Below are 25,013 nucleotides of genomic sequence, written 5' to 3'. Positions count from 1 at the left end.
GCCAAGACAGACATGCGACATCGCTGCTCATTTTTCTTCCCGCGGGCTTTATGGTAACGAGACGCATTCACAATCGATTCGAATAGGAACGCGCCGTGAACGCTGCCGGACCTTCCCCTTCCCCGCTTCGGATTTTCATCGGCTGGGACAGCCGGGAACCCATTGCCTACGATGTCTGCGTCCACTCCCTTGAGCGGACCAGCCATGGACCGCTGGCGATCGAGCCGCTCAAGCAGGACGAGCTCCGGGCGCAGGGACTTTATTCACGGGATATCGATCCGCTGGCGTCGACCGAGTTCACCTATACCCGTTTCCTGGTGCCTCATCTGGCGGGATATGAAGGTTGGGCCCTGTTTTGCGACTGCGACTTCCTCTGGACCCGCGACGTCGCCGACCTTTTCGCGGCCGCGACCGACGACAAGGCTCTGATCTGCGTCCAGCACGACTACCGGCCGACGGAGCGCACGAAGATGGATGGCAAGGTTCAGACCGTCTATCCGCGCAAGAACTGGTCGAGCATGATGCTCCTAAATTGCGGACATCCGGCGAACGCCGCTCTGACACCCGATATTGTCAACCGGGAGTCCGGCGCCTTTCTGCATCGTTTCCAATGGCTCGACGACTCGCTGATCGGCGGCGTCGATCACACTTGGAACTGGCTCGAAGGCTGGTACGACAAGCCTGCCGACGGAAACCCGCCGGCGGCAATTCATTACACGCGCGGCGGCCCGTGGTTCGATGAATGGCAGGATGTCGATTATGGCGACCTCTGGTCCGCCGAAGCGGACATGGTTAGAGCGAAAGAAAGCGCCTGACATCTCCGGTCAAAGCGGCGATTGGCTCTTGCCACCCAGCGCCAATGTTGCGGTAGATCCGCAAACTCGGATACCAGGGCGAGCGGTCTCCGCTTCGCCCCCAGAACCACAGCGGCTGCTTCGGAAGGAGTATGAAGCCGGGCCGGTGCAGGGCCCCGGCGAAATGTGCGTTCACTCCGGAAATCGACACAACGCAATCAAGCGCGGCGATGAGCGCGGCAAGGCCGTCCAAGTCCTCGCGCAGATTCTCGACCGGTGCGTCCCGCACTCTGGAGAGCAGCTCAGGTGGTTCGCTCCCATCTGAGCTCACATACTGCAAGCTCACGAAGTTGGCTTCCTCCAATCCCAGCAAAGAGGACCATTCCGCCAATTCTGTTGTCTTGGACCATGAGGTCCTTTTCCCGCCGCCCCCCCAGGCCAGTCCTATCAACGGCCCGGAAAAGCGTTCACCGAGTTCGGAACGGAGCGCGCGCACCCTTTTCGTATCCGCCCGCCACGGATCGAGCGGCTCCGGCGCGGAGTGCCGATGATAAAAACGCACGATCAGCGCCGTCGGAACATGAAAATCGAACTGGCCGGGGGCAATGACCTCATCCTGACGAGCGACAACCGCGACCGCCGGGAAACTCCTTTTTGCGAACGCGACAAGGCGCGGGTCGACTTCGAGAACGACCGAGGCCCCTTGCGCCGCAAGCCACGACGCCAGTGGGGCAAAGAGCACTTCATCTCCGATCCCGAAATCGCCCCAGGCCAATATCCGCTTGCCTTCCAGCGGGTGACCAAGCCATAGCGCGGTTCCCTCGAAACGCATTGCGCGCGAGCCCTCATACGGATCGCTCCAGCGTACATGGTGCGACCGGTATCCTCCGCTCCTGTCTCCCCGGCCGATGCGGAGACAGGACGAAAGCCAAAGGCCTTCACGATTTTCCGGCTCGGATATGAGCAACTTCTTCAGTTCATCCTCCGCCGCCGAGGCCTCTCCGACCTCGACGAGCGCGGCTGCCAGATTGGCGCGAACCGAGGCATTGCCCCGATCCAGCTGAAGAGCCGACCGGTAGAATCCGATCGAGCGAAGAATCGCACCGTCTTCGTGGCGTTCGGCCGCGAGGCCGCTGAGCGCTTCGCGATAGTCCTCATCAGGCTCGAGGGCCGCACACAATGTCCACGAGAAATAGTCGGCGGCCTTTGGATCCCCGAGGTTCTGCAAAAAACCACCGGCTTGGCGAAGCAGAGCAACTTGCTGCGGATTCAATACGAGACTGCGGCGAAGTTCGAGGAGAGCGTCGTCCGCCTGCCCCGCCATGAAGTGGCAGATCGCCACGGCCAGAGCGAGCTTTCCGAAGCGGGGGCGCGCCGCCAGTCGAGCTCGAAACGCCGGCGAAACCGGAACCCGGCGGTCAGCAAACCCTGTCAGCAATGAAATAATCGGCGTATCGACATCCGGCGCAATCAGAAGAGCCTGAAATGCCAGCCGCTCCATGCGACCGAGATTTTGTCCCGTCCGTCGTTCGATAGCCAACAGATTGCCATATCCGCCCGCATCGCCCGGGAATAACACGCAGTATGCTTGAAGAGATCTGCCGGCGGAAACGAAGTCGCCAGTGCCGAAGGCCGCCGCGGCAATTGATTTTAGGCGCTCTCGAGCGCCCGATACAGCGTCCGCCGAACCGGTCATACCCGCATTTCGGACCATAGTGACAGCTTGCTTGCGTCCGTCGAAGGCCATCCCATCGACGCCACGACCTCGGCCGGGATCTGTGTCGTCGGCTCCGGCATCTCCCGGCGTCCAAGCTTCGCCACAATATCCAGAAGCTGCGGAAGGCAAACGGTCTTCAGATCGTAGCGATCGATAACGGTTTGCCGCGCCGCTTTGCGGACCCTGTCCATATCCTTTCCCTTCGCCAATGCTTCGGCGACTGTGGAAACCAGTTTCGCCGAGTCGCTGTAGGGCACGAGGAGACCGTTTTTCCCGTTGTGAATGACCTCCCGGACCGGGGGTGTATCGCTTGCAACGACCAGACATTCCCTGGACATCGCCTCGAGCATCGACCAGGAAAGCACGAACGGATAGGTAAGATAGATATGCGCCCTTGAGATCGACAACATGCGGCCGAACTCTTCATATGGAAGCCGCCCCATGAAATGCAGGCGCGAAGCGTCAAGTTCGAGATGGGGGATCAACGCGTCTTTCCAGCTGTCCTGATACCCGGGACCGCTCCCATAGCTCACGTCCTCACCACCCGTTACAACGATATGAGCGTTCGGCCTGGCTGCCTGTATTCCCTTCAGGGCCGAAGCAACCACGTCGAACCCCCTGTAGGGCTCAAGATTTCTGGCAACATAGGTCACAACCTCGTCATCGGCGGTGAGCCGGCGGCCATCGGCCAGATCCAGATAGGCGTCCGGCTGACGACTGAGGAAATCGGTATCGATACCGTCGTGAATCACCGACATTTTCTCGCGTAGCGCCTTTGGATGCGTTGACCATTGCCAATAGGTCGGAACATATCCCCAATCGGCGGCGGCCATCGAAACGAGCATGTGCGCATTGCGGACTCGCGTCCGGCATTCGCGATCAATATCGGGCCGGTCTTCCTTCAGGAAATCCGTATCTGTCCCCCGGCCTCGATAGAAAAACTCATTAAAAGTCAGCAGTCTCGCTTCCGGAAAAGCGTCCTTGAGAAATAGCGCTTCCCCCCACCCGGTATGGGCGCAGATGACGTCGGGTTCGAACCCAGTTTCCTTCAGCGCCAGGCAGACCTTGACGACCGCCTGACCGTGCAGGATCTGGTCTTCGAAACGGTCGAAATAACGATGCGGCGGCTCTTTCGGTTCCCGGTGCGGCTTGTATTCGACTTTGCGCACGCCCGGCAAATTCGGTTTTCCCGATTTCGTGATGAAGACCACTTCGTGTCCATCGGCGGCCAAAGCCGGCGCCAGATGCTTGAATTGCCCGGGCATGTTCTGGTGAACAAACAGGATTTTCATTTATGCCAAGCCTTATCGTCGCAGAAACAGGAATATGATTGATACTCGCTGTGCAGGCGCTTATGAATTCCCCGGCACAAGGATGCAAGTTCGGTTCGAACGGAATCTTAAGAATCTGAGCTTAGAACCGATAGGCAATGCGATTCCATCTTCTGGTATACTCCAACTCATAACTTCAAGAATGCGGGCAAGATTTCATGGCGGGTAACCCATCGCCGTCGAGCGCCGATCAAGCCGTAGACGATCCGCTGCGCAGGATATTTGAGGCCTGCCGCGGCGCTTTCGTCACGGCAGGTGTGTTCAGTTTCGTGGTCAATATGCTCATCCTGACCATGCCGCTTTACATGTTTTCCCTATTCGATCGGGTTCTCGGTACCGGAAACATGGCAACGCTGACCATGTTGGCCCTGATTGCATTCGCGGCACTGCTTGTTCAGGCCCTGATCGATATCGCGCGAACCTATCTGTTCACGCATGTCAGTTCCTGGATCGACGCTCAGATATCTCCCCAGCTCTTCGAGCGGTCCGTAACCGGTTCGCTGGTTCGTGGACGTCGCGGAGGAGATGCGCTTGAAAACCTGCAGGGTCTCCGTCAGTTCCTCGGCAGTCCCAGCGTTTTCATGCTGATGGATCTACCCTTTATCCCGATTTTCATGATCGTGTTGTTCTTGCTGAATTTCGCGATTGGGATGACCGCGGCCATTGGCGGGGCGATTTTGTTCGGGCTGGCTCTCGCCAACAAAATCATGGCGAAGTCATCGCTCGCCAAGGCATCCACCTCAGCCAATCAGGCACGCAAGCTCAGTCGCGCCGCGGTCGAGAATGCCGATATCGTCGAAGCCATGGGCATGCGCAAATCGATCATGTCGGATTGGGCGTCATTCAACGAATACTCCCTTCGCAGCCAGAACGAAGCGAGCCAAATCGCCGGGATTATCCAAGCCTTTATCAAGATGTTCCGCATGGGCATCATGATGGCGGTGATGACAGTGGCCGCCATTCAGATTGTCGACCCTGCCAGCAGTCTGTCGCGCGGGGCCATGATGGCGTCCGTTATCCTCGTATCTCGCGCACTGATGCCGCTTGAAGCGATTGTGGGTTCCTGGGGACAGGTTGCCGACGCGGTCCAGCGCTACCGCTTCCTCGCATCGATCCTGAACGGCGTATCCGCCAAACCGGAAGACAGCGTCTTTCCGCTGGATCCGAAGGGTCAGCTCTCGGTCGAGAATGTGCACTATCACGTTCGCGGAATGAACAGAGCCATCCTGTCCCGGGTTTCATTCGAGCTCGCCCCCGGCGAGTCGGTGGCGATCATCGGGCCTTCAGCCGCCGGCAAGACCTCACTCGCGAGACTAATCGCCGGAATCGAAAGCCCCACGAGCGGAGTGGTCCGGCTTGACGGAGCCGACGTCTACAGATGGCCGAGCGAGGACCGTGGACGGCATGTCGGCTATTTGCCGCAACAGGTTCTGCTGTTCGAGGGCTCGATACGCGACAATATCTCGCGTTTCGACAAAACCGTAACGAACGAGCAGGTCATCCAGGCTGCCGAAATGGCTGGGTTGCACCGGATGATTCTCAAGATGGAGCAAGGATACGACACCCCTGTCGGGCCGGGCGGCAGCCTTCTTTCCGGCGGGCAGAGACAACGTGTCGGTCTCGCCCGTGCGTTGCTGGGTGATCCCAAGCTGGTCCTTCTCGACGAACCCAACGCGAACCTCGATACCGAGGGCGATCAAGCGCTGAAAACAGCGATCGAGAGCCTTACGGCGCGGGGAGCAACAGTTGTCGTGATCCTTCATCGCCCCAATATCCTTCAGATCGTCGACAAGATCTTGGTATTGCGGGAAGGCGTCGTACAGAAATTCTCAAACCGGGATGACGTGATGCCTCTGATCGGAGGCGTCCCATCGGCGCCAAGCATTGATCACAAGAGTGCGAAAGCGGTCGCCGACAATTAGGTTAGAGAACAAAATGTCTGACACTAGTCTTACCGTCGTATCGGATGACCTGCTGAAAAAGCGGCTCCCCATCGCTGCGCGAGATGCAACATCCAGCGGTTCGGTTGACAAACTTACGACTCCAACCTGGAAGCGCGCGAGTTTGGCCGGGTGGAGCACCCTGGTCCTTTTCTTTGTGATCTTCGGCGGCTGGTCTGTCGTAGCGCCGCTCGGTAGCGCAGTAAGAGCGATGGGTGAACTGCGCGTCATCAGCGAACGGCAGGTGGTGCAGCATTCCGAGGGCGGCATCGTTGAAAGGCTCTATGTTCGCGAGGGCGACTCGGTGAGGAAGGGACAACTACTCGCCGAGCTGAATCCTCTCGTCACTAACGCGAACTACGCCAGGTTGCAGAACCAGATCTATGCCGTTCTTGCAGAGCGCGCCCGTCTTGAAGCGGTCCGCGACAAGAAGGATGAGATCGAGTTTCCGCTCAGGCTTGTAGATGCCGCCGACGACCCCGAGGTCATCAGGCTCATGGAACTCGAGCAGAAAGTTTTCGACGCGGAGAAAAACTCCATCGAGAATCTGCAAAAGCTGATTCAGGAGCGCATTGCACAACTGCGTTCCCAGATCGACGGCTCCGTTACGCGTCTGAAAGCCACCGAGAATCAGATAGCAATTCTGGACGAGGAACTCGAAGGTGTAAGAACGCTCTACAACAAGGGGCTGGAGAGGAAGCCCCGCGTCCTGGCGCTGGAACGTGCGAAAGAACAACTTCACGGTGTCGCGGGCCAATTGGAGGGCTCCATTGCGCAGAGCCGCCTCGCAATCGGCGAGCAGCAAATCCGCATAGAGTCGATCGAAAGCGAATTCCGCGACAAGACGGCGAGTTCTCTTCGGCAGAATTCACTGCGTCTCGATGATCTCAAGCAAGAAGAAAATGTCTGGCGCGACAGGCTAGAGCGGAATGAGATCCGGTCTCCGCTCGATGGACAGATTGTCGACATGCGCGTGAACACTGAGGGCGGCGTTCTCGGCGGAGGGGAAGTGATGATGAGCATCGTCCCTATCCACGACGAATTGATCGGCGTAGTGAAAATCAAGACGAAAGACGTCGATGCGCTTCTGATCGGATCTCCTGTTCAGATCATGCTTTCGGCGTTCAATCCTCGAATCACGCCTCCAATCGACGGTATTCTGACATCTGTCTCGCTTGATGCGATCACGGACAATCGCGGACAACAGTTCTTTGAAGCCCGCGTCCAGATTGACCCTCATTCGCTTGAGCGAAACCTGCCCGAAGCCCAGCTGACAGCGGGCATGGGGCTTTCTGCGCTCATTGCCGTTGGCGAAAGGACCCTGTTCGAATACTGGATGACCCCGCTAACTGCGAGTCTCCAACAAGCCATGCGGGAACCTTAAGGTCCAGCCTCACACATATGAAGCGCGGTTCCGAATCACGCTCTTCGAGCGAAGAAAATTCAGTAATCCCAACGGTATCGAACTTTTCGTTGATAAAAGTTCTTTCGACCGCCGAAGCGTTCTTGCAGAACGGTCAGGATGAGGTTGCCGAACTCCTGTTCGATGAAGCCCTTTCCCGGAAACCACGCTCTATTCGAGCGCATTTCGGAAAAGGGAAAATAGACATAACGCGGGGAAACTTCTCTCAAGCAGAGGAACGGTTTCGAATAGTTCAGGTCGTCACGCCGACCTTTGACGCGGCGGCATCCAACATTGCAAATCTATTCTCCCTGACCGATCGGTTCGAGGATGCCGTGCGATGGTACGAAAGAGCTATTCGAATCGCCCCGGAGGACCGGGCGCTTAAACTCGCTCTCGGCATCAACCTGCTTCGGCTTGGGGATTGGGAGAGAGGTTTCGCCCTATATGATCTAAGGGAAGACCGGGAGCGTCTGGTAAAGACATCGGGCGCCGAGAACATGTGGGACGGCAAGCGTTCCGTTGCCGACAAGACCGTGATGGTGGTCGGCGAACAGGGATTCGGCGACCACATCAATTTTGCACGCTACTGCAAGCTGCTGAAAGACCGGGGGGCAAAGACCATCTATTTCACGCGGTCGGAGCTAACGGACCTGCTTGAGCGCGTCCCCTTCATCGACGAGGTTGCCACGCATGGAAGCAAAGTACGCTTCGACTATGCAGTCATGGCAATGAGCTTGCCCGGGCTGCTCGGTACCGAACCTGACAGTGTCCCATTGAGGGAAGGCTATATCCCGCTGTCGTCCCAAGTACCGGACCGCCGGGAGTCATCGAAGCTTGGCACGCCGGGCCCCGGGCCCCTTCGTATTCTAATTGCCTGGCGCGGAAATCCCCACAACTCTCGCGATGCAGTAAGATCCTGTCCATTCGAGATATTCGCGGACCTCGTGCGCGATAACCCATGTGCGGAGTTCTACTGCATGCCGTGGGACTACGAAGCCATCAAGGAGCGTGCGCCAGACAATCTCCAGAAGCTGGAAGGCGACTTCAATAGCTTCTCGGACACCGCCGAAATGCTAGACCAAATTGATCTTGTTGTGTCGGTCGACACCAGCATTGTGCACCTGGCCGGGGCTATCGGCAAACCGACCTGGCTACTCATCGGGAGTCAACCGGATTGGCGTTGGCTTTCGCAAGGGTCGGACGGTATCTGGTACAATTCTTTGCGGATTTTCCGGCCGACGGGTGGATGGGCTCAATTAGTAAGAACCGTCGCCGGAGAACTCCACGAACTCATCGCTCGACCGACATCGGCGCGGGTGACACCCGGGCCGGGCAGAACTGAGGATGCTCTAAATGGCAGTTGAGGAAGTTTCGGACGCTTCGCTCCGAGCCTCGTTGATAGCGGAGCCGGCCGACAGTTCAAATTGGGACCAAATCGGCCAGGCAAGCATACGGGAGCAGGAGGTTTCCGGCGCGGCCCGCTACTTCGCGCGGGCAAATGCTGCGACTTCCGAGACGTCTTCGGTCCTAATGCGCCTCGCGATGGCGCAGGAGTTGAACGGAGAACTGTCTTCGGCAGCCGAAAACTATATCAAGTGCTCCATTTCATTCGGAGACGATGCCGCCAAGCTTGCGCTGTACCGGGCTGTCGGCTGTTTTCAAAAACTCGGCGCGCACGGGAGAATCGTTGAGCTTGCGGAGGGAAAGCCCGTAGATGGATGGCACTCCTATCAGGGAGTGCATGAGGCGATAGGCGTTGCGTATCTCTCTGAGCGACGGTCCCTCTCAGCCCTGATGTGGCTATGTTCGGCACCGGTCGACAAAGACAGCGATCAGGGTTATCGGAGCGTTCTGGACCAGGCTCTCGCCATGGCGGACGGTTCGACGGTTGAATATGCGGACATATGTCAGCTATTGGCCAATACCTCGTCGACTCTTTTCAAATCTTCCTTCCGCGCGCGAAAACTCTTGCTTTGGGTCAGCCGCGTGGTTCAGGCCACGGATATTGAGCGTCTGATTTTTGAGTGCGGTCTCGTAGAGCGATCGGGCGGGGACTGCCTGGAGTTGGTTATCCAGCTTGTCAGCCAGTTGGTCGGAAAGTCGGCTGCGGTCAAATGGGCGAAGATGTCGCAAGTGATCGACCCGGGTAACGGTCGCAGCTTCTTTTACATTCTTCCCGAGGAAGCTGATCTGCCGGAAGACGACGTCCTCGCGGACTGGATGGTGATGTGGGCGAAAGCGGCCGTGGTGTCTTCCAGGACAGACCCGCAAGGTGTCAACAGCGCCGCTATCATCTTGAAGACCGGCGAAGATACTGCCGATCATCTCTCCTATCTGGTTGCGGCGGCCGATAAATACCCGGATTCACATATCATTCAATACAATGTCGGTGCGCATTTCAACATATTGGCACAAGCTGAAATTGCCGAACCCATGCTCAAAAGGGCTTTGCTGGTAAAGCCCGACTACGCAAAGGCGCTCAGCAACTTCTCGGTCAGTCATTGTATTATGCTGCACGATAAGGAAGCTATTGCTGCCGCGCGCCGGGCGTTGGCAGCCAATCCGAAACTGACCTCCGCGTTTACGAACCTTGCCATGGCTTATCGCGGTGCTGGAGATTTGCCTGCGGCAATCGCCGTCGCCCAAGAGGTTCTCAAGTCCGATCCGTCCGATGTAATGGCGAGGATGGGATTGGCGTTTAACCAGCTCGCAATTGGCGCGATAGAACACGGCTTTGAGAACTACCTCAGCCGGTGGGGACAGAAAAACTTTCCTTCGGAAAAGCGGCCGTTTCCTCAGCGCGAGTGGAAGCGACACAAACTGGCCGCGAAAGAAAAGGTTGTCATCTACATGGAACAGGGAATGGGCGATGAGCTCATGTTTTCCTGGTTCCTGCATTATATGGAGCGTCTGTATCCCGGGAACATACTTGTCGAGTGCGACAATCGACTGATTGGCCTTTTCGCCCGCTCCTTTCCCTCCATCGAGTTTTATCCAAAGACCAATCCCCCGCGGGAGCGACTCTTGGCACCCGACGTGGGGTACAAAGTCCCGATCGGGCATCTTCCCTATTACTTTACCGCCGACCTCAGGGAGCTGATTCGCGAACGCTGGAGCATCGCGACAGAGCCGGTGGTCGAGGGGTATGGATGGCTGCGCACCGATTCCGAGAAAGTTAGTTCCTGGAGGGCATTCTTTCAGGATCTCGGTGGCGACCAGCGCTTGGTGGTCGGAGTTGCGTGGCGCAGCAGCCATTTGGCACGTGCACGTCGCGCACAATACGTGGAGCCTGAGGAACTGGTGGCTTCAATTCCCGACGGGGCGTTGGCCGTCAATCTGCAGTATGTATACGATTCAGAAGAAATTGAACGAATTGAACGTTGCGCAGCTGAAAGAGGAATAGACTTTATTACTGTTCCGGGCGTTGACCTGAAGGACGATCTTGACGAAGTCATGTGCCTTTGCGATGCCGTTGACGCATTGGCAACACCGCTTACATCGACAGCTTTTATGGGCGGTGTGATTGGAAAGCCCACCTTTGTATTCCGTAGCTCCGCTGCGGGATCCATATGGCAACAATTGGGAACGCCGCACATTCCCTGGCTGCCCTCTATTCGCTTGATGTTCAGAGACGCGCGGGACAGCTGGGAAGAACCTATTGCGGCGGTTCGCGAGCATCTCGTCGAAGTCGAGCGGCGGAAAATCGGATCAAGGCGATGACCGGCGATGATAGAAGGGCATCCGAACCCTTTGTGCGGCTACCGGTCCATCGCTTCGATCAGGATTATTTTTACCTGCCGATTGGGAACGATGGGCGAGATCGGGATGGATTTAAGGTCGCGATACCGATTCCGGTCCGGGATCTGGGCGATCCCGGGGTCAATCTCCTCGTTGTCGATGAATATTCCGGATCCGGCTTTGAGCGGCGGGAACGTGACTGCCTCCTCGACTTGATAACTCCGGATAGTTTGTTTATCGATGTCGGAGCCCATTTCGGGCTTTACTCGCTCGAAGTCGCCGCATCTGTCGAGCGTGTGAGGTGCGTGGCCATTGAACCGCATCCGCATAATTTCGATGTTCTGAAAAATGCGATTGAATACAACCACCTTAGTGGCGTCGTTAGCTGCGTTCGCGCGGCGGCCGGCGGGGCTAATGGGTTGGGGAATCTGCGCGCGAATACCAGCATGGGCCACCATGTTTCCTATGAGGACGGGGGAAAGTCGGCGGGCTCCATCCAAGTACCGGTCGTCACCCTCGATAGCGTGATCGGCTCATTCTGCGAAATCGAACCGGAGGCGGATTGTTATTTGAAGATCGACGTTGAAGGTCGTGAGCTTCAGGTCCTGCGGGGGGCAAGTCGATTACTCGAAGGTGACCGGGTTAAGGCCATTTTGTGGGAATGCCAAATCGGGAATTTTTCGAATCCGGACGCACCTGAGATTCAAAAATACTTGTCCGGGTTCGGGTTTGAGACCCGTCAAACGACCGAACATTCGATGGTTAGTGTGCATCCGGGATGATCTCTGCTGTCGGATTCAGCCCGGGAACTATTTTTTTTCCGGGATCAGGCGTTTTATAATTTCGAGATCAGACACATAGTCTATGTCGATGGAACGCCAGTTTTCCATCACATGCAAAGTGCTTGTTGGGTCATATATTTTGTCTGTCTTGAGAAAATTTGCTGCGGAGAAGACATAAACCGCACCGTTGACGGCCCAGGCGCGCGCATTGAGCTGGGCATGTTTCTGCCACTCCTCGTTGGCGCATTCTCCTAGGATATCGCTGTCGTCTATCGATCCGTACGGAGGCGATGGCGGCACGCGCCACGGCGTGACCGATACGGCGCTTCCGTTCGGCGAATGCGCGGCTTTTTCGATTGTGGCCCTGATGTCATCGCCGGTCCGGAGAGGCGATGTGATCTGGGTTAGGACGATTTTCTCGTTTTCAAGATTTGCATGTTTGATGACGTGGCGGAGAACCGCTTCGCTGGATGCGTCGGATGTCGCGAGGTCGGCAGGTCGCGGGTGGACCTCGATTTCCAGCTGCTCCCCTTGATGCTGCAAGGAGGGGTCATCCGTACTCAGAATGATCCGTTTGCAATACCCTGATGCCCTGATCGAGCGGCAGGTGATTTCTAGCAGCGTTTCGCCGGCGATTTCGCTTCTGTTTTTGTTGGGAAACCTGACGGACCCTGCCCGGGCAGGAATGATTGCGATGTGCGTTTTCAATGATGTCATCGCACAGTTCCTCAAAATGAATTGGGCGGGCCAAAAGGCCCGCCCAAAACGTTCGTAAGAGCTTGAGTCTTACGAGAAGGTGAAGTCGTTGTTGTCCAGCGTGGTCACACCGGTGATCCGCAGCACAACATACTGGTTGGTACCAGAGCCGTTGACCACAACCGTGACTTCGTTGGAACCGCTGAAGTAGTTCATCGACGAAGCCTGACCGGCCGAGATACCGGTGATGACATTGCTGCCCGGCGCACCCGAACTGGTGAACCCGAAGCCCCTCAGGAGGATCTTGTCGGTGCCAGATTCGAAGTTGAAGATGTGAGCGGCAGTTGCGTTACCGAACGTGGTTTCCGCACCCTGGATAACGAAGGTGTCGTTACCGCCTTCACCGTACAGCGATTCCGTGGAGGAGGTTCCGGACACACGATCAGCATAGAGCAGGTCGTTGCCGTCACCGCCATAGATCAGGTCGCTGGCAACGGTCGCACCGTAAATGGTGTCCGCTCCACCGCCACCGGAGATGGTGTCGGTCGATTCGCTGGCGGTGATGAAGTCGTTACCGTCGCCACCGAAGATCCGGTCAGCAGCAGAACCACCAACGAGGGTGTCATCGCCGCCCTGACCATAGAGCGTCACAGAAGCGTCGTTCTCGTCCGCGGTCAGGGAGTCGTTGCCGTCTCCGCCGAACAGCGTGTCGGAACCGACAGAACCGAGGAGGGTGTCGTTACCGCCGTCGCCGAAGACAACGTCGGAACCGGTTCCGCCATCGATGCTGTCATTGCCGTCGCCGCCGTAGAGCGTGTCGACCGCAGTGTTGCCGAGAAGCGTATCGTTACCGGCGTTACCGAACACGAGGTCATTGCCCTCGCCGCCCAGAACGCTGTCGTTGTCCGCACCGGCATAGATCGTATCGGCACCGGCCGAACCAGCGAGAACGTCGTTACCGGCGTTACCGTAGATCAGATCGTTGTCGCCACCACCGGTGACCGTGTCATTGCCGGCACCACCGAAGAGGAGGTCGCCACCGGTCTGACCGAGGAGGCTGTCCGCCGCATCGCCGCCGTACAGCGTGTCGGAGCCGGCCGAACCGACCAGCGTGTCGGAGCCCTTGTTACCATAGATCAGATCGGCTTCCGCGCCGCCATCGACAGAGTCGGCATCCGCACCACCGAAAATGGTATCGGCACCAGCGCCACCGATGATGGTATCGCGCTCGCCGTTACCATAGATGAGGTCCGCGCCGTCTTCGCCGCTGAGCACATCGTTACCGGAACCACCATAGACAACGTCGGATCCGTCGGACGCGAGGACCGTATCGTTGCCGAGGTTACCGAACACGGTGTCGGTACCGGAACCGGCGCTGATAATGTCGTTGCCCTGACCGCCGTAGACCGCGTCGTTGTCGCCGTCCGCAGAAATCGTGTCGTTACCGAGGTTACCGTACAGGACGTCCGCGCCGTCGCCGCCGAGGATCTGGTCACCATCCTGACCGCCATAAACTGAGTCCGCACCGGACCCGGCAGTGATCGAGTCGCTGCCCTGGTTACCATAGACGAGATCCGCACCGCCGAGCGCGCTGACGATATCGCTGCCGGAAAGAGCAGTGATCTCATCGGAATTGCCCGTACCGGTAATGGTATCAGCCCCACTGGTGCCCGTTATCGTTGCCATTACAACCCCCTAGTTAGCATCAAAGCTACACCAAACGTTCTGGGTTAGCTTTGGTGCTACAGAAGGATTTCGTCAACCAAAAAATCCTGCACACCAAGCGAACACCAGTCCTATCGCTAGCCGCAACGCGCGGCTCGGAAGGTTTATTACACGGCTTGCCCAATGAACGCAAGCGGTTACACCTAATGTGCAAGCGTGAGATTCGCCCCCCTGCCTGGAACGGAATCTGGAGCAAAGATTCCGTCGTCCGTCACGCGCTGGAGGGCGCTTTATTTTATTTATTTCAATATATTAGCGATCCATATCCGCACCTAACGGGGGTCGATTCATCGGACCATGATCGACCGGCAGACGGAACCAGCTCTCAGTTAGCGTCGGATATGGCCAAAATCTGTTCTCAGAGCGTGTCTTATGAGCAACAGCTCAGACAATAGGGAACCTGCGCTTCGATCGTAGAACCGTGCTGAGCGCTTCCGCGATATCCTGCTGCCGGCCACAATCCGTCGGCCAGAGCTGCAGCACGCCCGGCAGCATCGGCGATGCCTTCTTTCCAGGCAGGTAGCGCCAGTCTCTCTGTGTCTCGTTCAGGACCGCGACAGCCGGCGTGCCGGCCGATATCGTGAGCGGCACCAGCATGGTCGCCGCCGTCACAACCGCATCCATCGATGCCACTGCGTCGTTGAGCGCGGGGATGTCGTACCAAACGTCAAAATCGGGTCGCAGCACCCGCTCGGAGCCGAACATCTCCGAGACAGAGGCCCAGTCTTCCTCCGACATTCCATACTGTACGGGCATGAACAGGACATCTTCTAGAGCCCCCAATCCCGCGAGACATTTCAGGGTTAGATCGAATGACCACCGGGAAACAGGTTTGACGCTTCGCCATCCCAGGCCAACTACCCGAACATCGCGCTCACGCGTCATTTTTGCGCGAACTTCAGCAAGGCGTTCGGCGTTCGGCCTCCCCCATCCCGGCTCAACCGGACGATCCGGCCGACCGAGACAATGTGGAAGGCTCTGCAAAGGCAATTGCGCATCGTATTTCGTACAATCAAATGGACTATCGACGTCCCTGGCGACAAACGTGAAATGCGGGAACGCACTTTGCGCCAGAGGGACAAGTCGACGGTCTATCTCTATATCGAACCGCTCAGCGCGCCCCTCCAACATGGCCAAGCATCCGAGCGCCCAAATCTCGTCACCGAGACCTTGCTCGCCCCAGAGCAGGATGTTCGAGCCTTGGGTCTGCCCGCCATCCCATAGCGGAAGATCGAAAGACGGATGTGGATGAAGCGTACGTATACTCGGTTGCTCCATCGATTCGGCGTACCAGCGATACTCGTAGGCTTCGAACCCGCGTCGATACTGCCCACTCTTCAGAAGAGCCTGGGCGAGATTATTTTTCAATCCCAACATGTGCGGCGCAATTATCGAGACCCGCTCCTGGAATTTCAGGGCCTCGTCAACCTTTCCGAGGCTCCCGTAAACGGTCCCGACATTGTAATTGATGTCCGCGATTCCCGGCTCCCGCAGCACTGAACGACGGGCGAACCAAAGCGCCTCAGCCGGTCGCCCCATCGCTTCAAGCATCGAGCCGCGATTGACCTGAATGGCGAGCCCGGCAGGAGTGATCCGTTCGGCGAAATCCAACATCCGCCCGGCCGCTTCGAAACTCCGGCAATCGCAAAAATGAACATAAGCCGCGAGATAACTGTCGCTCAGCGCCGGATTCGAGATGATCGCACGGCAATGGTCCAGCCTCGCCCCCCGCAGATTGCGGCGACGGTGCTGCAAAATGGCCTTCTGCCGCCAGGCAAACGAGAAAAGAGGGGATTGGGCTAAAACATCGGACAGAATCTCATCCGCCGAACCATAACGTTCAGCTGCGATCAGCCGCTCCGAAGCAGAGACACCGTTTTCCAACCCGCCGCCACAGACCCAGGCACGGCCCTGCAATTGAAGCCGCCGGCACGCATCTGGCGAAATGGCGGCACGATTCCCATAGGATGCTGAAAATGAGGGGGACAGCAGCATCACCCGATCGAGACACTGCCTGGCTTCCTTCTGCCTTCCTGCGGAAAGGAGCCGATTCGAGAGGTTAAAGTGAAAACGAAAATCGCCCGGCGACAACATGATAGCCCGGACCAGCAGCAGTTCCGCCAAATCGGGCAGGCTTTGCGCGAGCGCGGCCCAGCGCTCCGCCTGCTCCGGAAACAGAATTGCATTCCATCTGCGGTAAGTCTCGGTGTCCGTCGCTGACAGATCTCGGTTTACAAGCTTGCCGGTTACCTGAGCGGCGATCACCTCGCTGTCATGACGACGCGGCTCGCTCACGCGACCTACTCCGTTTGAAGCTCAAAGTCCCAAGCGTTCCGATTTAGGCATGTCCTTCAATTCGACCCAGCCCCCTACCTCCATACTCCGGTAGAGCGCATGAAGGAATGCGAGAGCCTTGCTCCCTTCCTCGACCGAGACGGGTACATCCGTCCGGCCGGCCCGCCAACAGTCGATGACCTCTCGAATGTACGGGCCGTGGCCGAGCCCGTAGCTGGTAGGGACCGCCTGCGAATAGGTCGCGATCACATCCTCGTCTCCCGGCTGCGGTTCGACCGGCTCCCAGGTTTCAACGAGATTGATCGCCTGACCTCCGACTTTCGCCAGAGCCTTCTCGCCGACGATATGAAGCGAGGCCTCGAAATCCCGTGGGCGTGCCGCCGTCGTCGCTTCCACGGTTCCCATCGCCCCGTTCTCGAACCGCACGATCGCAGTTGCCGTGTCCTCGGCCTCAAGCCTGTTCACAACGGCACGTCCCTGCGCGCAGACAGCCTCGATCGGCCCGCCTAGCCAACGCATCGCATCGATGTGGTGGATCGCCTGCTGGGCCAAGACCCCGCCATCCATCAGCCATCGCCCGTGCCAAGGATCGTCATAATAGGACTGATCGCGACTCCAGTGCACACGCACTCCGACGGTGATTATCTTGCCGAACCGGCCCTCGTCGACGGCAGACCGAAGAAAGCGCATCGCCGGATTGTAACGGTTCTGTTTGATTTCGGCACAGATCAGGCTGCGCGTCCGGGCAATATCGGCGAGTTCCTCCGCATGCTCCAGACGCAACGCGACCGGCTTCTCGACAATGACATTGATACCCGCTTCGAGCACTTTCTTGGCATGCTCAAAATGGTTGCCTGACTCGGTCAGGATGCAAATGAGATCAGGCTTCGCCTCGATCAGCGCATTCAGATCCGCAACAGTCGGGCTACCGCCCACATCGGCGGAAAAGGAACCCGATTTACCGGGATCAATATCCGTAACGGCGATAACATCCGCAATGTCGGTCAGTTCGTCTCGAAAAACTTCCCGGTACCGTGCCGAAACCCGGCCACATCCCAGAACCCCGATCCGGGCCCGATTCGCCCTCGCCGTATTCATTGCAACCTCTACCCATCCGTTAATTCAAGCACCGCCAAAGACCTAGCGACAATGTCTCGCTAAATGGCACGGATATCGCTAATTAGAAAACGGTTTGTTCGAGAATCGGCCCAGAAAGCCGATTCCACATCGATCGATATTGGGGAGTAAGGCCTTGTCGCGGCGTTTCGATAAAGTCCTGATCACAGGCGGTGCGGGATATGTGGGTAGCCTTCTGATCCCGCAGCTTCTGGATCTGGGCTATGAGATCGTGTCCTATGACATTCAGTTCTTCGGCGACGATTTCCTGCCAAAGGACCACCCTAAACTGACATCGGTAAAAGGCGATATCCGTGATACCGAAGCCCTGAAGAAGGCACTGACGGGGGTTGACGCGGTAATCAACCTTGCCTGCATCTCGAACGACGCCAGCTTCGAGCTCGACGAGGCGTTGAGTGAGACGATCAATCTCGACGCTTTCGAGCCGATGGTGATCGCAGCCAAGGAAGGCGGTGTGAAGCGTTTCATCTACGCCTCCTCCTCCTCGGTTTACGGCGTTTCCGATCAGCCCGACGTGAAAGAGGATCATCCGCTACTGCCGTTGACCCTCTACAACAAATTCAAAGGCATGTGCGAACCGCTGCTGTTCAAGCACCAAAGCGACGATTTCGTCTGCGTCACCATCCGCCCCGCCACGGTGTGCGGCTACGGCCCGCGCCAGCGCCTCGATCTTTCGGTCAACATCCTGACCAACCATGCCATCAACAACGGCAAGATCACGGTCTTCGGCGGGGAGCAGCTGCGTCCGAACCTGCACATTCAGGACATGTGCAACCTTTACAAGCTCCTGCTCGAGGTCGAGGACGAGAAAATCGCCGGCGAGACCTTCAATGCCGGCTATCAGAACCAGTCGATCATGAGCATCGCGAATATCGTGAAGAAGGTGATCGAAGAAGAAATGCCGGAACTCGGCGATATCGAGATCGTCACCACACCGAGCGACGATAACCGCTCCTACCATATCAATTCGGACAAGATCGCCGAGAAACTCGGCTTCCGTCCTCAGCATTCGATCGAGGATGCTGTGCGGGATCTGGTCAAAGCCTTCAAGGCGGACAAGCTGCCGGAACCGATGACGGACGACTTCTACTACAACGTCCGGCGGATCAAACGGCTTGGTATGGGCTAACATGGAAAAGGCGCCTCACGGCGCCTTTATCCTTTGCTGGAACATTATGGACGTCAGCCTTTAGCGTCGTCGCTGAGATAGGTGAACCAGGTCTTTGTGGCATCCGCGATCGAGTCCGGATCCCATAGCGGCGCGTCTTTCCAGTGTTCGATATCCGCCAGCATACGGCCGACCCCATCCTCAAAGGAAATCTCGGGCGCCCAGCCCAACTCGCTCTGGATCTTCGTTATGTCGGCCCACGTCTCGTCCGGTTCGCCCGGCCGTTTCGGGACATAGACGACCTCTCCCCCGAGCAGTTCGACAAGCCGGTTAATCGACTGCGGATTTCCGCCGCCGGCATTGTAAATCTCGCCGCTCTTCTCGGTGCGCGCTGCTGCCAGAAACGCCTTCGCAAGGTCAGAGGCATAGATAAAATCGCGCCGCTGGTTTCCGTCGCCAACAACAGTAAATGGCTTACCCGCCAGCTTCTGGCGGAGGAACACCCCAAATACGGCACCGTAAGCACCGGTCGTGCGAACGCGTGTGCCGTAGGCATTGAATATCCGAACGGAATTCGCCGGCAGGCCATAGACCTGATGCCAGTGCATTACGGCTTCCTCGCCCTGGTACTTACTGAGAGCGTAGGGGTATTGGGGCTGGATCAGGTGGGTTTCCAGAGTCGGTGTCGACGCGAGACCGTAACAGGAAGACGATGCCGCATAGACGAACTTCTGCACGCCTGCGCTACGCGCGCATTCCAGAACATGCACCGTGCCTTGAACATTGGTCGCCATATAATCGATCGGCCGTTCGATCGACGGCACAATGTCCCCAATGCCCGCGAAATGAAAAACGAGCTGCGCCCCGTCGAATGCCGGACGGATCGATTCAATGTCGCGAATGTCAGCTTCAAAGATCTTGAGACCGGGCTCGCGTGAGTGATGGCGAAGATTGGTCCGGTGTCCGCCCGAGAAATTGTCAACGACCCGAACCTCGTATTTCTCGGCGAGTAGAAGGTCCACCATATGGCTGCCGATGAAACCACCGCCGCCGGTTACGACCGCAACGCCCCTCGCTTTTCCCGCATCCATATCAGCTGTCATTATTGATATCCGCCCCCCAAAAATCGATAAACTGCTACATAACACAGCCTTCGGCCCTGCCGACAGTTCGGAAATAGGCATGCCGAGACGAAAGGACGAACGAGGAAAAATGCCCACGAAATGGGTTATCGAAGCCGACTTGTTATTCCTGGAGCCGGCCGCTCGGTTCGCGCAACTGAACCCGAATGCAATTCGTGAATTCCCCGGGCCGAACACAATCGGCGCCTTGAGTTATCCGTCGAACTTTTGCCGGGACTCTATGCACTGGATGAGAGCCTTGTCCCACTTGGTCGCCAGAGGCCGGGAATTCTCACTCTTCCTGATTACAACGCGATCGGAATCCGATCCAACGGAGATCAGACGCGACCGTATATTTCCGGTCCTCGATCCGGAAACCCTCGACCTGCTTCGCAACATCAATGAAGCGGAGACGGAGGAATTGAAGGCCCAAAGCGAGCGGATCGGCGCCGCCATGGAGCGGCTGAAAGAACGCGCGAAATTGTCGCTGGCGGAAGAATTGTCGCAGCTCTACGTCCAAGATTCTGATAATTAGCTTGATGCTAGGGTTGCGGAGCGCGAAAGCGAACGACTTGGGGTCGAGACGATGCTTGAACGCCGCTCCCGCATCAACTAAGGAATCCGACATTTCCGGTTAGGGAAAGCATGCCGCATGTCGCGCTCCCACGCCGCTCCTCGAAGGTTGTTCGAATGAAAAAGTTGCTCTTTCTGCTGATGCTCTGTGCGAGCCTCGCCGCATGTACTTCAGAAGAAGAAGAAATAGACGGCCGCTGGGTTGGAACCATCACTCCCGAAGCTCGGGCAGAATTGAATATCGAAGGCCAGCTGCCGAACGATAAATTTGTAGTCGTGTTCGAACCCGGATCGATAAGTATGAACGACACGGTCCGGCCCGCAGAATATTTGCCAAATACAGGCCGCACGTTAGTGCATTTCAAGGATGAAAATCGCGCACTGACGGTGTTTCATGAAGAAGGCGCCGATACCATTAGGCTGAGCGCCGTCAGCTATTACAAAAACAAGGTTTACAGGTTCGTCCTCCGCCGCGAGGAGAACTGAGTCACGCGCAGCACGCACTCCATGCATCGACCTATGCGAAATGTCGGCATCGCCTGGAGCCTGAATTCTCATTCCGGCTGGGGCGTTTACGGTTATCAAATCGCGCGATACATGAGTCTGCATCCAGACTACCGTCCAGTTCTCCTTGAAGACTGGGATGGAGGGACTGACGATCCGCTCGAAAAAGCGCGGGTTAAAAACGGGCTGATAGAGCTACTCAAGGACTCTCCTGACGTCATCGAGACCTGCCTGCGGGAGAACCGGCCAATCTCTCTGCCAGTTCTGCATGCACGCGGTGAAGGCGCGGTGTCCGCATTCTCGGAACGATCAAACGGCATCGTCGGGGAATCGAACCATGCGCTTACGTTTTTCGAATGCGCGGGTTTGAAGGATCGGGAACGAGAGATTTACAATCGCTTCAACAGCGTAACAGCCGGCTCTACTTGGAACGGGAATCTGCTGCGCGAACACGGTGTACGGAACGTCGAGGTCTGCTTTCAAGGAGTAGACCCGTCCCGTTTCCACCCTGCATCCACGCGCGGTCTCTTTCCCGGACGCTTTGTCATCTTCTCTGGCGGGAAGATGGAATTCAGAAAGGGGCAGGACATCGTCCTGCGCGCCGTTTCGGAATTCGCGAGGAGGCATGACGATGTCCTGCTTCTCTGCGTCTGGGGCAATCGTTGGGGCGACACGCTCGGCTACAAGCTGTTCGATCACTCACCGTATATTGCGGCTCCGCTACCTCCCGGACCCGACAAGCGAGTCGATTTGCCGCCATGGTTCGCCGCCTTTGGTCTCAATGAACGGCAAGTCGTCGCGTTCAACCATTTTCCGCACGAACAGATGCCTTTGCTGATTCGCGAAGCAGATGTCGCCCTCTTCCCAAATCGATGCGAAGGCGGCACCAATTTGGTTGCCATGGAAACGATGGCCTGTGGAGTTCCCACCATTCTTTCGGCCAATACCGGGCACTTGGATATCGTCGCGGAAAGTGCTTGCCTCCCGCTGATGGAGCAACGCCAGGTGCATATCCCAGGAAATTGGCACGACACGACCGGTTGGGGAGAATCCTCGATCGGAGAGATCCTGGCGCATCTGGAATTCGTTTATGCGAACGGCGAACGCGCTGGTGAGATCGCAGAGGCAGGCGCACGCCACATGCAGTCCTTCACATGGGACAAACAGATCGGCCGTCTCCTGCAGGGGCTTCAGAAGTATGGCGTCTGATCCGGCTTCGCCTGACGCACCGGTACACGCCATCGGCTGGTTCGAGGGCCGCTTCGGTTACAATACGCATACCAGAAATTTTTTTGACTACCTGTCGCGCCGCATCCCGGTTGTCGCATCGCCGATGCTCGGGCTCGAGGGTCCATGGTGCGCCGACCGGACTATCCTCCGAAACGTTCCGTCGCTTACCCCACGGGCGACGATCGCACTGCTCTACGGCAGCCATATGCAGGTGTTGGAAGGCGCCCCCGGCCGCCGGATAGCCTATACAGTATGGGAATCCACGCGTGTTCCCGACGACTGGCACGCCCCTCTCGCAATAGCGGACGAGATATGGATTCCGACCGAGTGGGGCCGCTCCGTCCTGCTTCAGAACGGCTTTCCGGCAAATCGAATCCAGGTCGTTCCGGAAGGCGTCGACCCGCAGACATTCAACCCGCAGATCCCGCCGTCCGACGCCTTGAACGGGTTCCGCGGTTTCAGGTTCCTCAATATCGGCCGTTACGAGGATCGGAAAGGAACGCGACTTCTCATCGAGTGCTTCGACAAGGCGTTCTCGAGACAGGACGATGCCTTCCTCATTCTCGCATGCGACAATCATCACGATCCCGAATTCGACATCGGGCGAATCCTGCGCGAGCTGAATCTGCGCCACCCGGAAAAGCTCGCCTTCATCCCGCCTGTCAGCACGCACACCCTGCTCGCTGGAGTTTATCGCGCCTGCGACGCGTTTGTTGCTCCTTTCCGGGCTGAGGGATGGGGACTGCCGCTGATCGAGGCGATGGCCTGCGGCCTCCCCGTCATAGCAACCGGTTACAGTGGGCCAACCGAGTTTCTGGGCCCTGATGCCTATCGGATCGATTTCACTATGACAGATATCCGCCAGCCCTATTTCGAGTCCGCATCCGAGGAGTATGGGCAATGGGCGGAACCGGATCGGGATCACCTGATCGCATTGATGCGGGAGGTATACGAGACCCGTAGCGATGCCGCCGCCCGCGGGTTGCGCGGATCGAGGCACGTAATCCAGAATTTCAGCTGGGACAGCGCCGCGGAAAAGGCCGCCAGCCTTCTCAAGGATTAGGATGGCGCTCCCAGGGACAACAATGCCCGCCAGGTTTTCTGATTTTCGAGAAATGTCGCCGAAGCGCTCGACTGACCCGCGAAAAGAGCGGCATCCGCGCATATCCGCGCCATGGCAGACCCGTCGGAACAGAGCCGCTCAAGAAACTCGCCCGCTATCTTCGCATTGATTTCGAGTGTCGCGCTCTCCAGCCAGGTGCCGTTAGATGGCGACGCGCCTCCGGAAAGCGCGCCGCCATGATCGGCGCAAATCGGAACACCCGCGGCCATCGCTTCCAAAAGCGGCAGTGCCGAGCCGGAAAGCGGTCTCATCGCGAGCAAGAGATCGCAGCGCGGCAAGTCTCTCACCCAAGCGTCGCGGTCCTCGAAATCCAACGGCACCCACTCGATCCGCCGGGAGAGCGTCCGACGCCGGGCCAGCATTCCACGCATGAAGTCGAGCGGAGCATTCTTATGACCGAGATATCCGATCACGACCGAGCCGTCGTTCAAAGGCCTGGCCTCGCGATGAGCTATATCCGCATAGTCCATGCCAATCCGGAGCGGGAAAACTGGTTTGCCGATCGGAAACCGTCTGAAAATCTCCGCTTCGCGAATGCCCGTCGCGAGGAGTGCGACAACTCGCGGCTCGTCCCTGATCCAGGCGATCTGCCGTTCGAACAACGCATAGGGATTCCAAACAATCGGTGCCATTTTCGCCGACTCGCCGGCTGCGGAAATCCGATCCCGACTCGCAAGATCGGCCACGAGAATCCGCCCATCCGATTCAGCCGGAGACAGCTCGGCCGTCGACGGCAAAACTCGTGCAGGAACACCCGCTTCATTGAGTAAGCGGGATTGCGCTTCAAAAAAACACCTCTTCTCCACGCGCTCTGTCTCGCGTTTGGCGAGAAGAAAGCAAATTTCAGAAGCGGTCACAGGAAGTTCTCCCAGAACCGGAGGAGTTCCCTCTCCATAGCGTCGAGACGGTAACCCTCAGCAGTTCGTTTTCCTGCCTCCAACATCCGATCAAATGCCTTCGGCTGTTCCTTTAGTCGTTTCAGCGCATCTGCAAGAAGTGCGACAAGATCGTCGGGTGTCGCGCTGTCATACCAAAGTCCGCTTTCTTCCGTCGCATAATCCAGACCTCCTCCGCCATGATACCCGACGACAAGGCATCCGGACTGCATGGCTTCAAGCGGCGGCAACCCCAACCCCTCATTCACGCTCAATGACAGGAAGACAGCGCACTCCGCCATCACTTCGGCGACTTTCGCCGGATGCTGGCCGTGAATGCTGACGAATGCCACATCCGCAAGCTCGGGATGAAGATTGCGGAGGCGGTGAATGACCGCTCCCGACTCGATCAGCCGCTTACGGGGCATAAAACAGACCCGCAGTCTCTTTTCCACCGACTCTACCTGCGGCTGCATGATCCCCGGACGGATTACCACCGGATCCGCTACACCGTGGAAATCGCGCAGATAGGCCGCTATCGGCTCTGAAGCGCAGATGAAGGCATCGATCGGGAAGTCTGCAAGGCGTTCTTCCGGACTCAGGGTCTGATCGATGAAATAGTGGTTCTGACAGAAAAAAACCCGCCGCAGCGGCATTGACATGAACCGGTCGAACATCGTCCTCGGAACGGAGTCGTGGAGAACCAGCACGTCACCGGGCCCGACCGCGGCCCGGTTGGAATTCACGAGCGGCGCATTCGGATCGATCCAGTCAGGCCTATCGCCGGAAAAGGTCGTACAGAGCTTTGCGTCATAACCTTCCCTTGCCAGTGCTGCGACGTGGGCAGCCTGAACCATGATGCCGCCGACGGGTTTGGTGAGATTCGAGACAGTCAGATAGGCGATCTGAGTCATGAACC

20 protein-coding genes are annotated in these 25,013 nt (G+C 57.6%); 11 read left to right on the top strand and 9 right to left on the bottom strand.

The genetic code is table 11. The annotated features are described in order from the left end of the window. Positions 1-95: 95 nt before the first annotated feature. A complete protein-coding gene (locus tag NUH88_RS13335; RefSeq protein ID WP_257766903.1) occupies positions 96-815 on the top strand; it encodes a hypothetical protein in 720 nt (239 codons plus the stop codon). On the opposite strand, the gene NUH88_RS13330 is transcribed toward NUH88_RS13335, so the two are convergent. Together NUH88_RS13330 and NUH88_RS13325 are read right to left on the bottom strand one after the other, a co-directional pair. Further along, positions 793-2,490 (bottom strand): tetratricopeptide repeat-containing glycosyltransferase family protein, encoded by a 1,698-nt coding sequence (locus NUH88_RS13330; protein WP_257766902.1) that lies wholly within the window; start codon positions 2,488-2,490, stop codon positions 793-795. The genes NUH88_RS13335 and NUH88_RS13330 overlap by 23 nt on opposite strands. After that, positions 2,487-3,803 carry a glycosyltransferase family 4 protein gene (locus tag NUH88_RS13325; RefSeq protein WP_257766901.1) on the bottom strand — a complete coding sequence of 439 codons (1,317 nt, stop codon included), beginning with the start codon at positions 3,801-3,803 and terminating at the stop codon, positions 2,487-2,489. The genes NUH88_RS13330 and NUH88_RS13325 overlap by 4 nt, the downstream gene beginning before the upstream one ends. Before the next feature lie 197 nt (positions 3,804-4,000). Between NUH88_RS13325 and NUH88_RS13320 the strand changes: the two genes are divergently transcribed. From NUH88_RS13320 to NUH88_RS13300, 5 genes are read left to right on the top strand one after another with little or no spacing between them, the layout of a single operon-like run. Continuing rightward, on the top strand, positions 4,001-5,764 hold the full coding sequence (locus NUH88_RS13320; protein ID WP_257766900.1) for a type I secretion system permease/ATPase: 1,764 nt from the start codon (positions 4,001-4,003) through the stop codon (positions 5,762-5,764). 13 nt (positions 5,765-5,777) lie between these two features. After that, a complete protein-coding gene (locus NUH88_RS13315; protein ID WP_257766899.1) occupies positions 5,778-7,166 on the top strand; it encodes an HlyD family type I secretion periplasmic adaptor subunit in 1,389 nt (462 codons plus the stop codon). Between the two features lie 17 nt (positions 7,167-7,183). Then, positions 7,184-8,551 carry a tetratricopeptide repeat-containing glycosyltransferase family protein gene (locus tag NUH88_RS13310; protein ID WP_257766898.1) on the top strand — a complete coding sequence of 456 codons (1,368 nt, stop codon included), beginning with the start codon at positions 7,184-7,186 and terminating at the stop codon, positions 8,549-8,551. Continuing rightward, positions 8,541-10,907, top strand: a complete 2,367-nt coding sequence (locus NUH88_RS13305; RefSeq protein ID WP_257766897.1) for a tetratricopeptide repeat protein — start codon at positions 8,541-8,543, stop codon at positions 10,905-10,907. The genes NUH88_RS13310 and NUH88_RS13305 overlap by 11 nt, the downstream gene beginning before the upstream one ends. Beyond that, a complete protein-coding gene (locus NUH88_RS13300; protein WP_257766896.1) occupies positions 10,904-11,707 on the top strand; it encodes an FkbM family methyltransferase in 804 nt (267 codons plus the stop codon). Before NUH88_RS13305 ends, NUH88_RS13300 begins: the two co-directional genes overlap by 4 nt. Positions 11,708-11,734: 27 nt before the next feature. On the opposite strand, the gene NUH88_RS13295 is transcribed toward NUH88_RS13300, so the two are convergent. The 4 genes from NUH88_RS13295 to NUH88_RS13280 form a co-directional block, all read right to left on the bottom strand. Further along, positions 11,735-12,424 carry an acylneuraminate cytidylyltransferase family protein gene (locus tag NUH88_RS13295; RefSeq protein ID WP_257766895.1) on the bottom strand — a complete coding sequence of 230 codons (690 nt, stop codon included), beginning with the start codon at positions 12,422-12,424 and terminating at the stop codon, positions 11,735-11,737. Positions 12,425-12,493: 69 nt separating this feature from the next. Next, positions 12,494-14,089 carry a calcium-binding protein gene (locus NUH88_RS13290; RefSeq protein ID WP_257766894.1) on the bottom strand — a complete coding sequence of 532 codons (1,596 nt, stop codon included), beginning with the start codon at positions 14,087-14,089 and terminating at the stop codon, positions 12,494-12,496. 423 nt (positions 14,090-14,512) lie between these two features. Further along, positions 14,513-16,423: a tetratricopeptide repeat protein gene (locus NUH88_RS13285; RefSeq protein ID WP_257766893.1), complete on the bottom strand. Its 1,911-nt coding sequence runs from the start codon at positions 16,421-16,423 to the stop codon at positions 14,513-14,515. 21 nt (positions 16,424-16,444) lie between these two features. Then, positions 16,445-17,521 (bottom strand): Gfo/Idh/MocA family protein, encoded by a 1,077-nt coding sequence (locus tag NUH88_RS13280; RefSeq protein WP_257766892.1) that lies wholly within the window; start codon positions 17,519-17,521, stop codon positions 16,445-16,447. Positions 17,522-17,675: 154 nt separating this feature from the next. On the opposite strand from NUH88_RS13280, the gene NUH88_RS13275 reads away from it, so the two are divergent. After that, positions 17,676-18,689, top strand: a complete 1,014-nt coding sequence (locus NUH88_RS13275; protein ID WP_257766891.1) for an NAD-dependent epimerase/dehydratase family protein — start codon at positions 17,676-17,678, stop codon at positions 18,687-18,689. 53 nt (positions 18,690-18,742) lie between these two features. On the opposite strand, the gene NUH88_RS13270 is transcribed toward NUH88_RS13275, so the two are convergent. Further along, on the bottom strand, positions 18,743-19,852 hold the full coding sequence (locus NUH88_RS13270; protein WP_257766890.1) for an NAD-dependent epimerase/dehydratase family protein: 1,110 nt from the start codon (positions 19,850-19,852) through the stop codon (positions 18,743-18,745). Here NUH88_RS13270 and NUH88_RS13265 point away from each other — a divergent pair. From NUH88_RS13265 to NUH88_RS13250, 4 genes are all read left to right on the top strand, one after another. Next, entirely contained in the window at positions 19,851-20,324 is a 474-nt protein-coding gene (locus NUH88_RS13265) for a hypothetical protein (RefSeq protein ID WP_257766889.1), read from the top strand. The two genes, NUH88_RS13270 and NUH88_RS13265, sit on opposite strands and share 2 nt — an antisense overlap. 155 nt (positions 20,325-20,479) lie before the next feature. After that, positions 20,480-20,848: a hypothetical protein gene (locus NUH88_RS13260; protein WP_257766888.1), complete on the top strand. Its 369-nt coding sequence runs from the start codon at positions 20,480-20,482 to the stop codon at positions 20,846-20,848. 33 nt (positions 20,849-20,881) lie between these two features. After that, a complete protein-coding gene (locus NUH88_RS13255; protein ID WP_257766887.1) occupies positions 20,882-22,075 on the top strand; it encodes a glycosyltransferase family 4 protein in 1,194 nt (397 codons plus the stop codon). Continuing rightward, a complete protein-coding gene (locus NUH88_RS13250; RefSeq protein WP_257766886.1) occupies positions 22,065-23,159 on the top strand; it encodes a glycosyltransferase in 1,095 nt (364 codons plus the stop codon). Before NUH88_RS13255 ends, NUH88_RS13250 begins: the two co-directional genes overlap by 11 nt. Here NUH88_RS13250 and NUH88_RS13245 read toward each other — a convergent pair. Further along, a complete protein-coding gene (locus NUH88_RS13245) occupies positions 23,156-23,851 on the bottom strand; it encodes a glycosyltransferase family protein (RefSeq protein WP_257766885.1) in 696 nt (231 codons plus the stop codon). The two genes, NUH88_RS13250 and NUH88_RS13245, sit on opposite strands and share 4 nt — an antisense overlap. Before the next feature lie 221 nt (positions 23,852-24,072). Further along, positions 24,073-25,008, bottom strand: coding sequence for a glycosyltransferase family 4 protein (locus tag NUH88_RS13240; protein ID WP_257766884.1), 936 nt, complete (start codon positions 25,006-25,008; stop codon positions 24,073-24,075). Positions 25,009-25,013: the final 5 nt, after the last annotated feature.

Source organism: Nisaea acidiphila, assembly GCF_024662015.1.
GTDB lineage: Bacteria > Pseudomonadota > Alphaproteobacteria > Thalassobaculales > Thalassobaculaceae > Nisaea > Nisaea acidiphila.
This window is presented reverse-complemented; position numbering and strand designations above follow the sequence as displayed.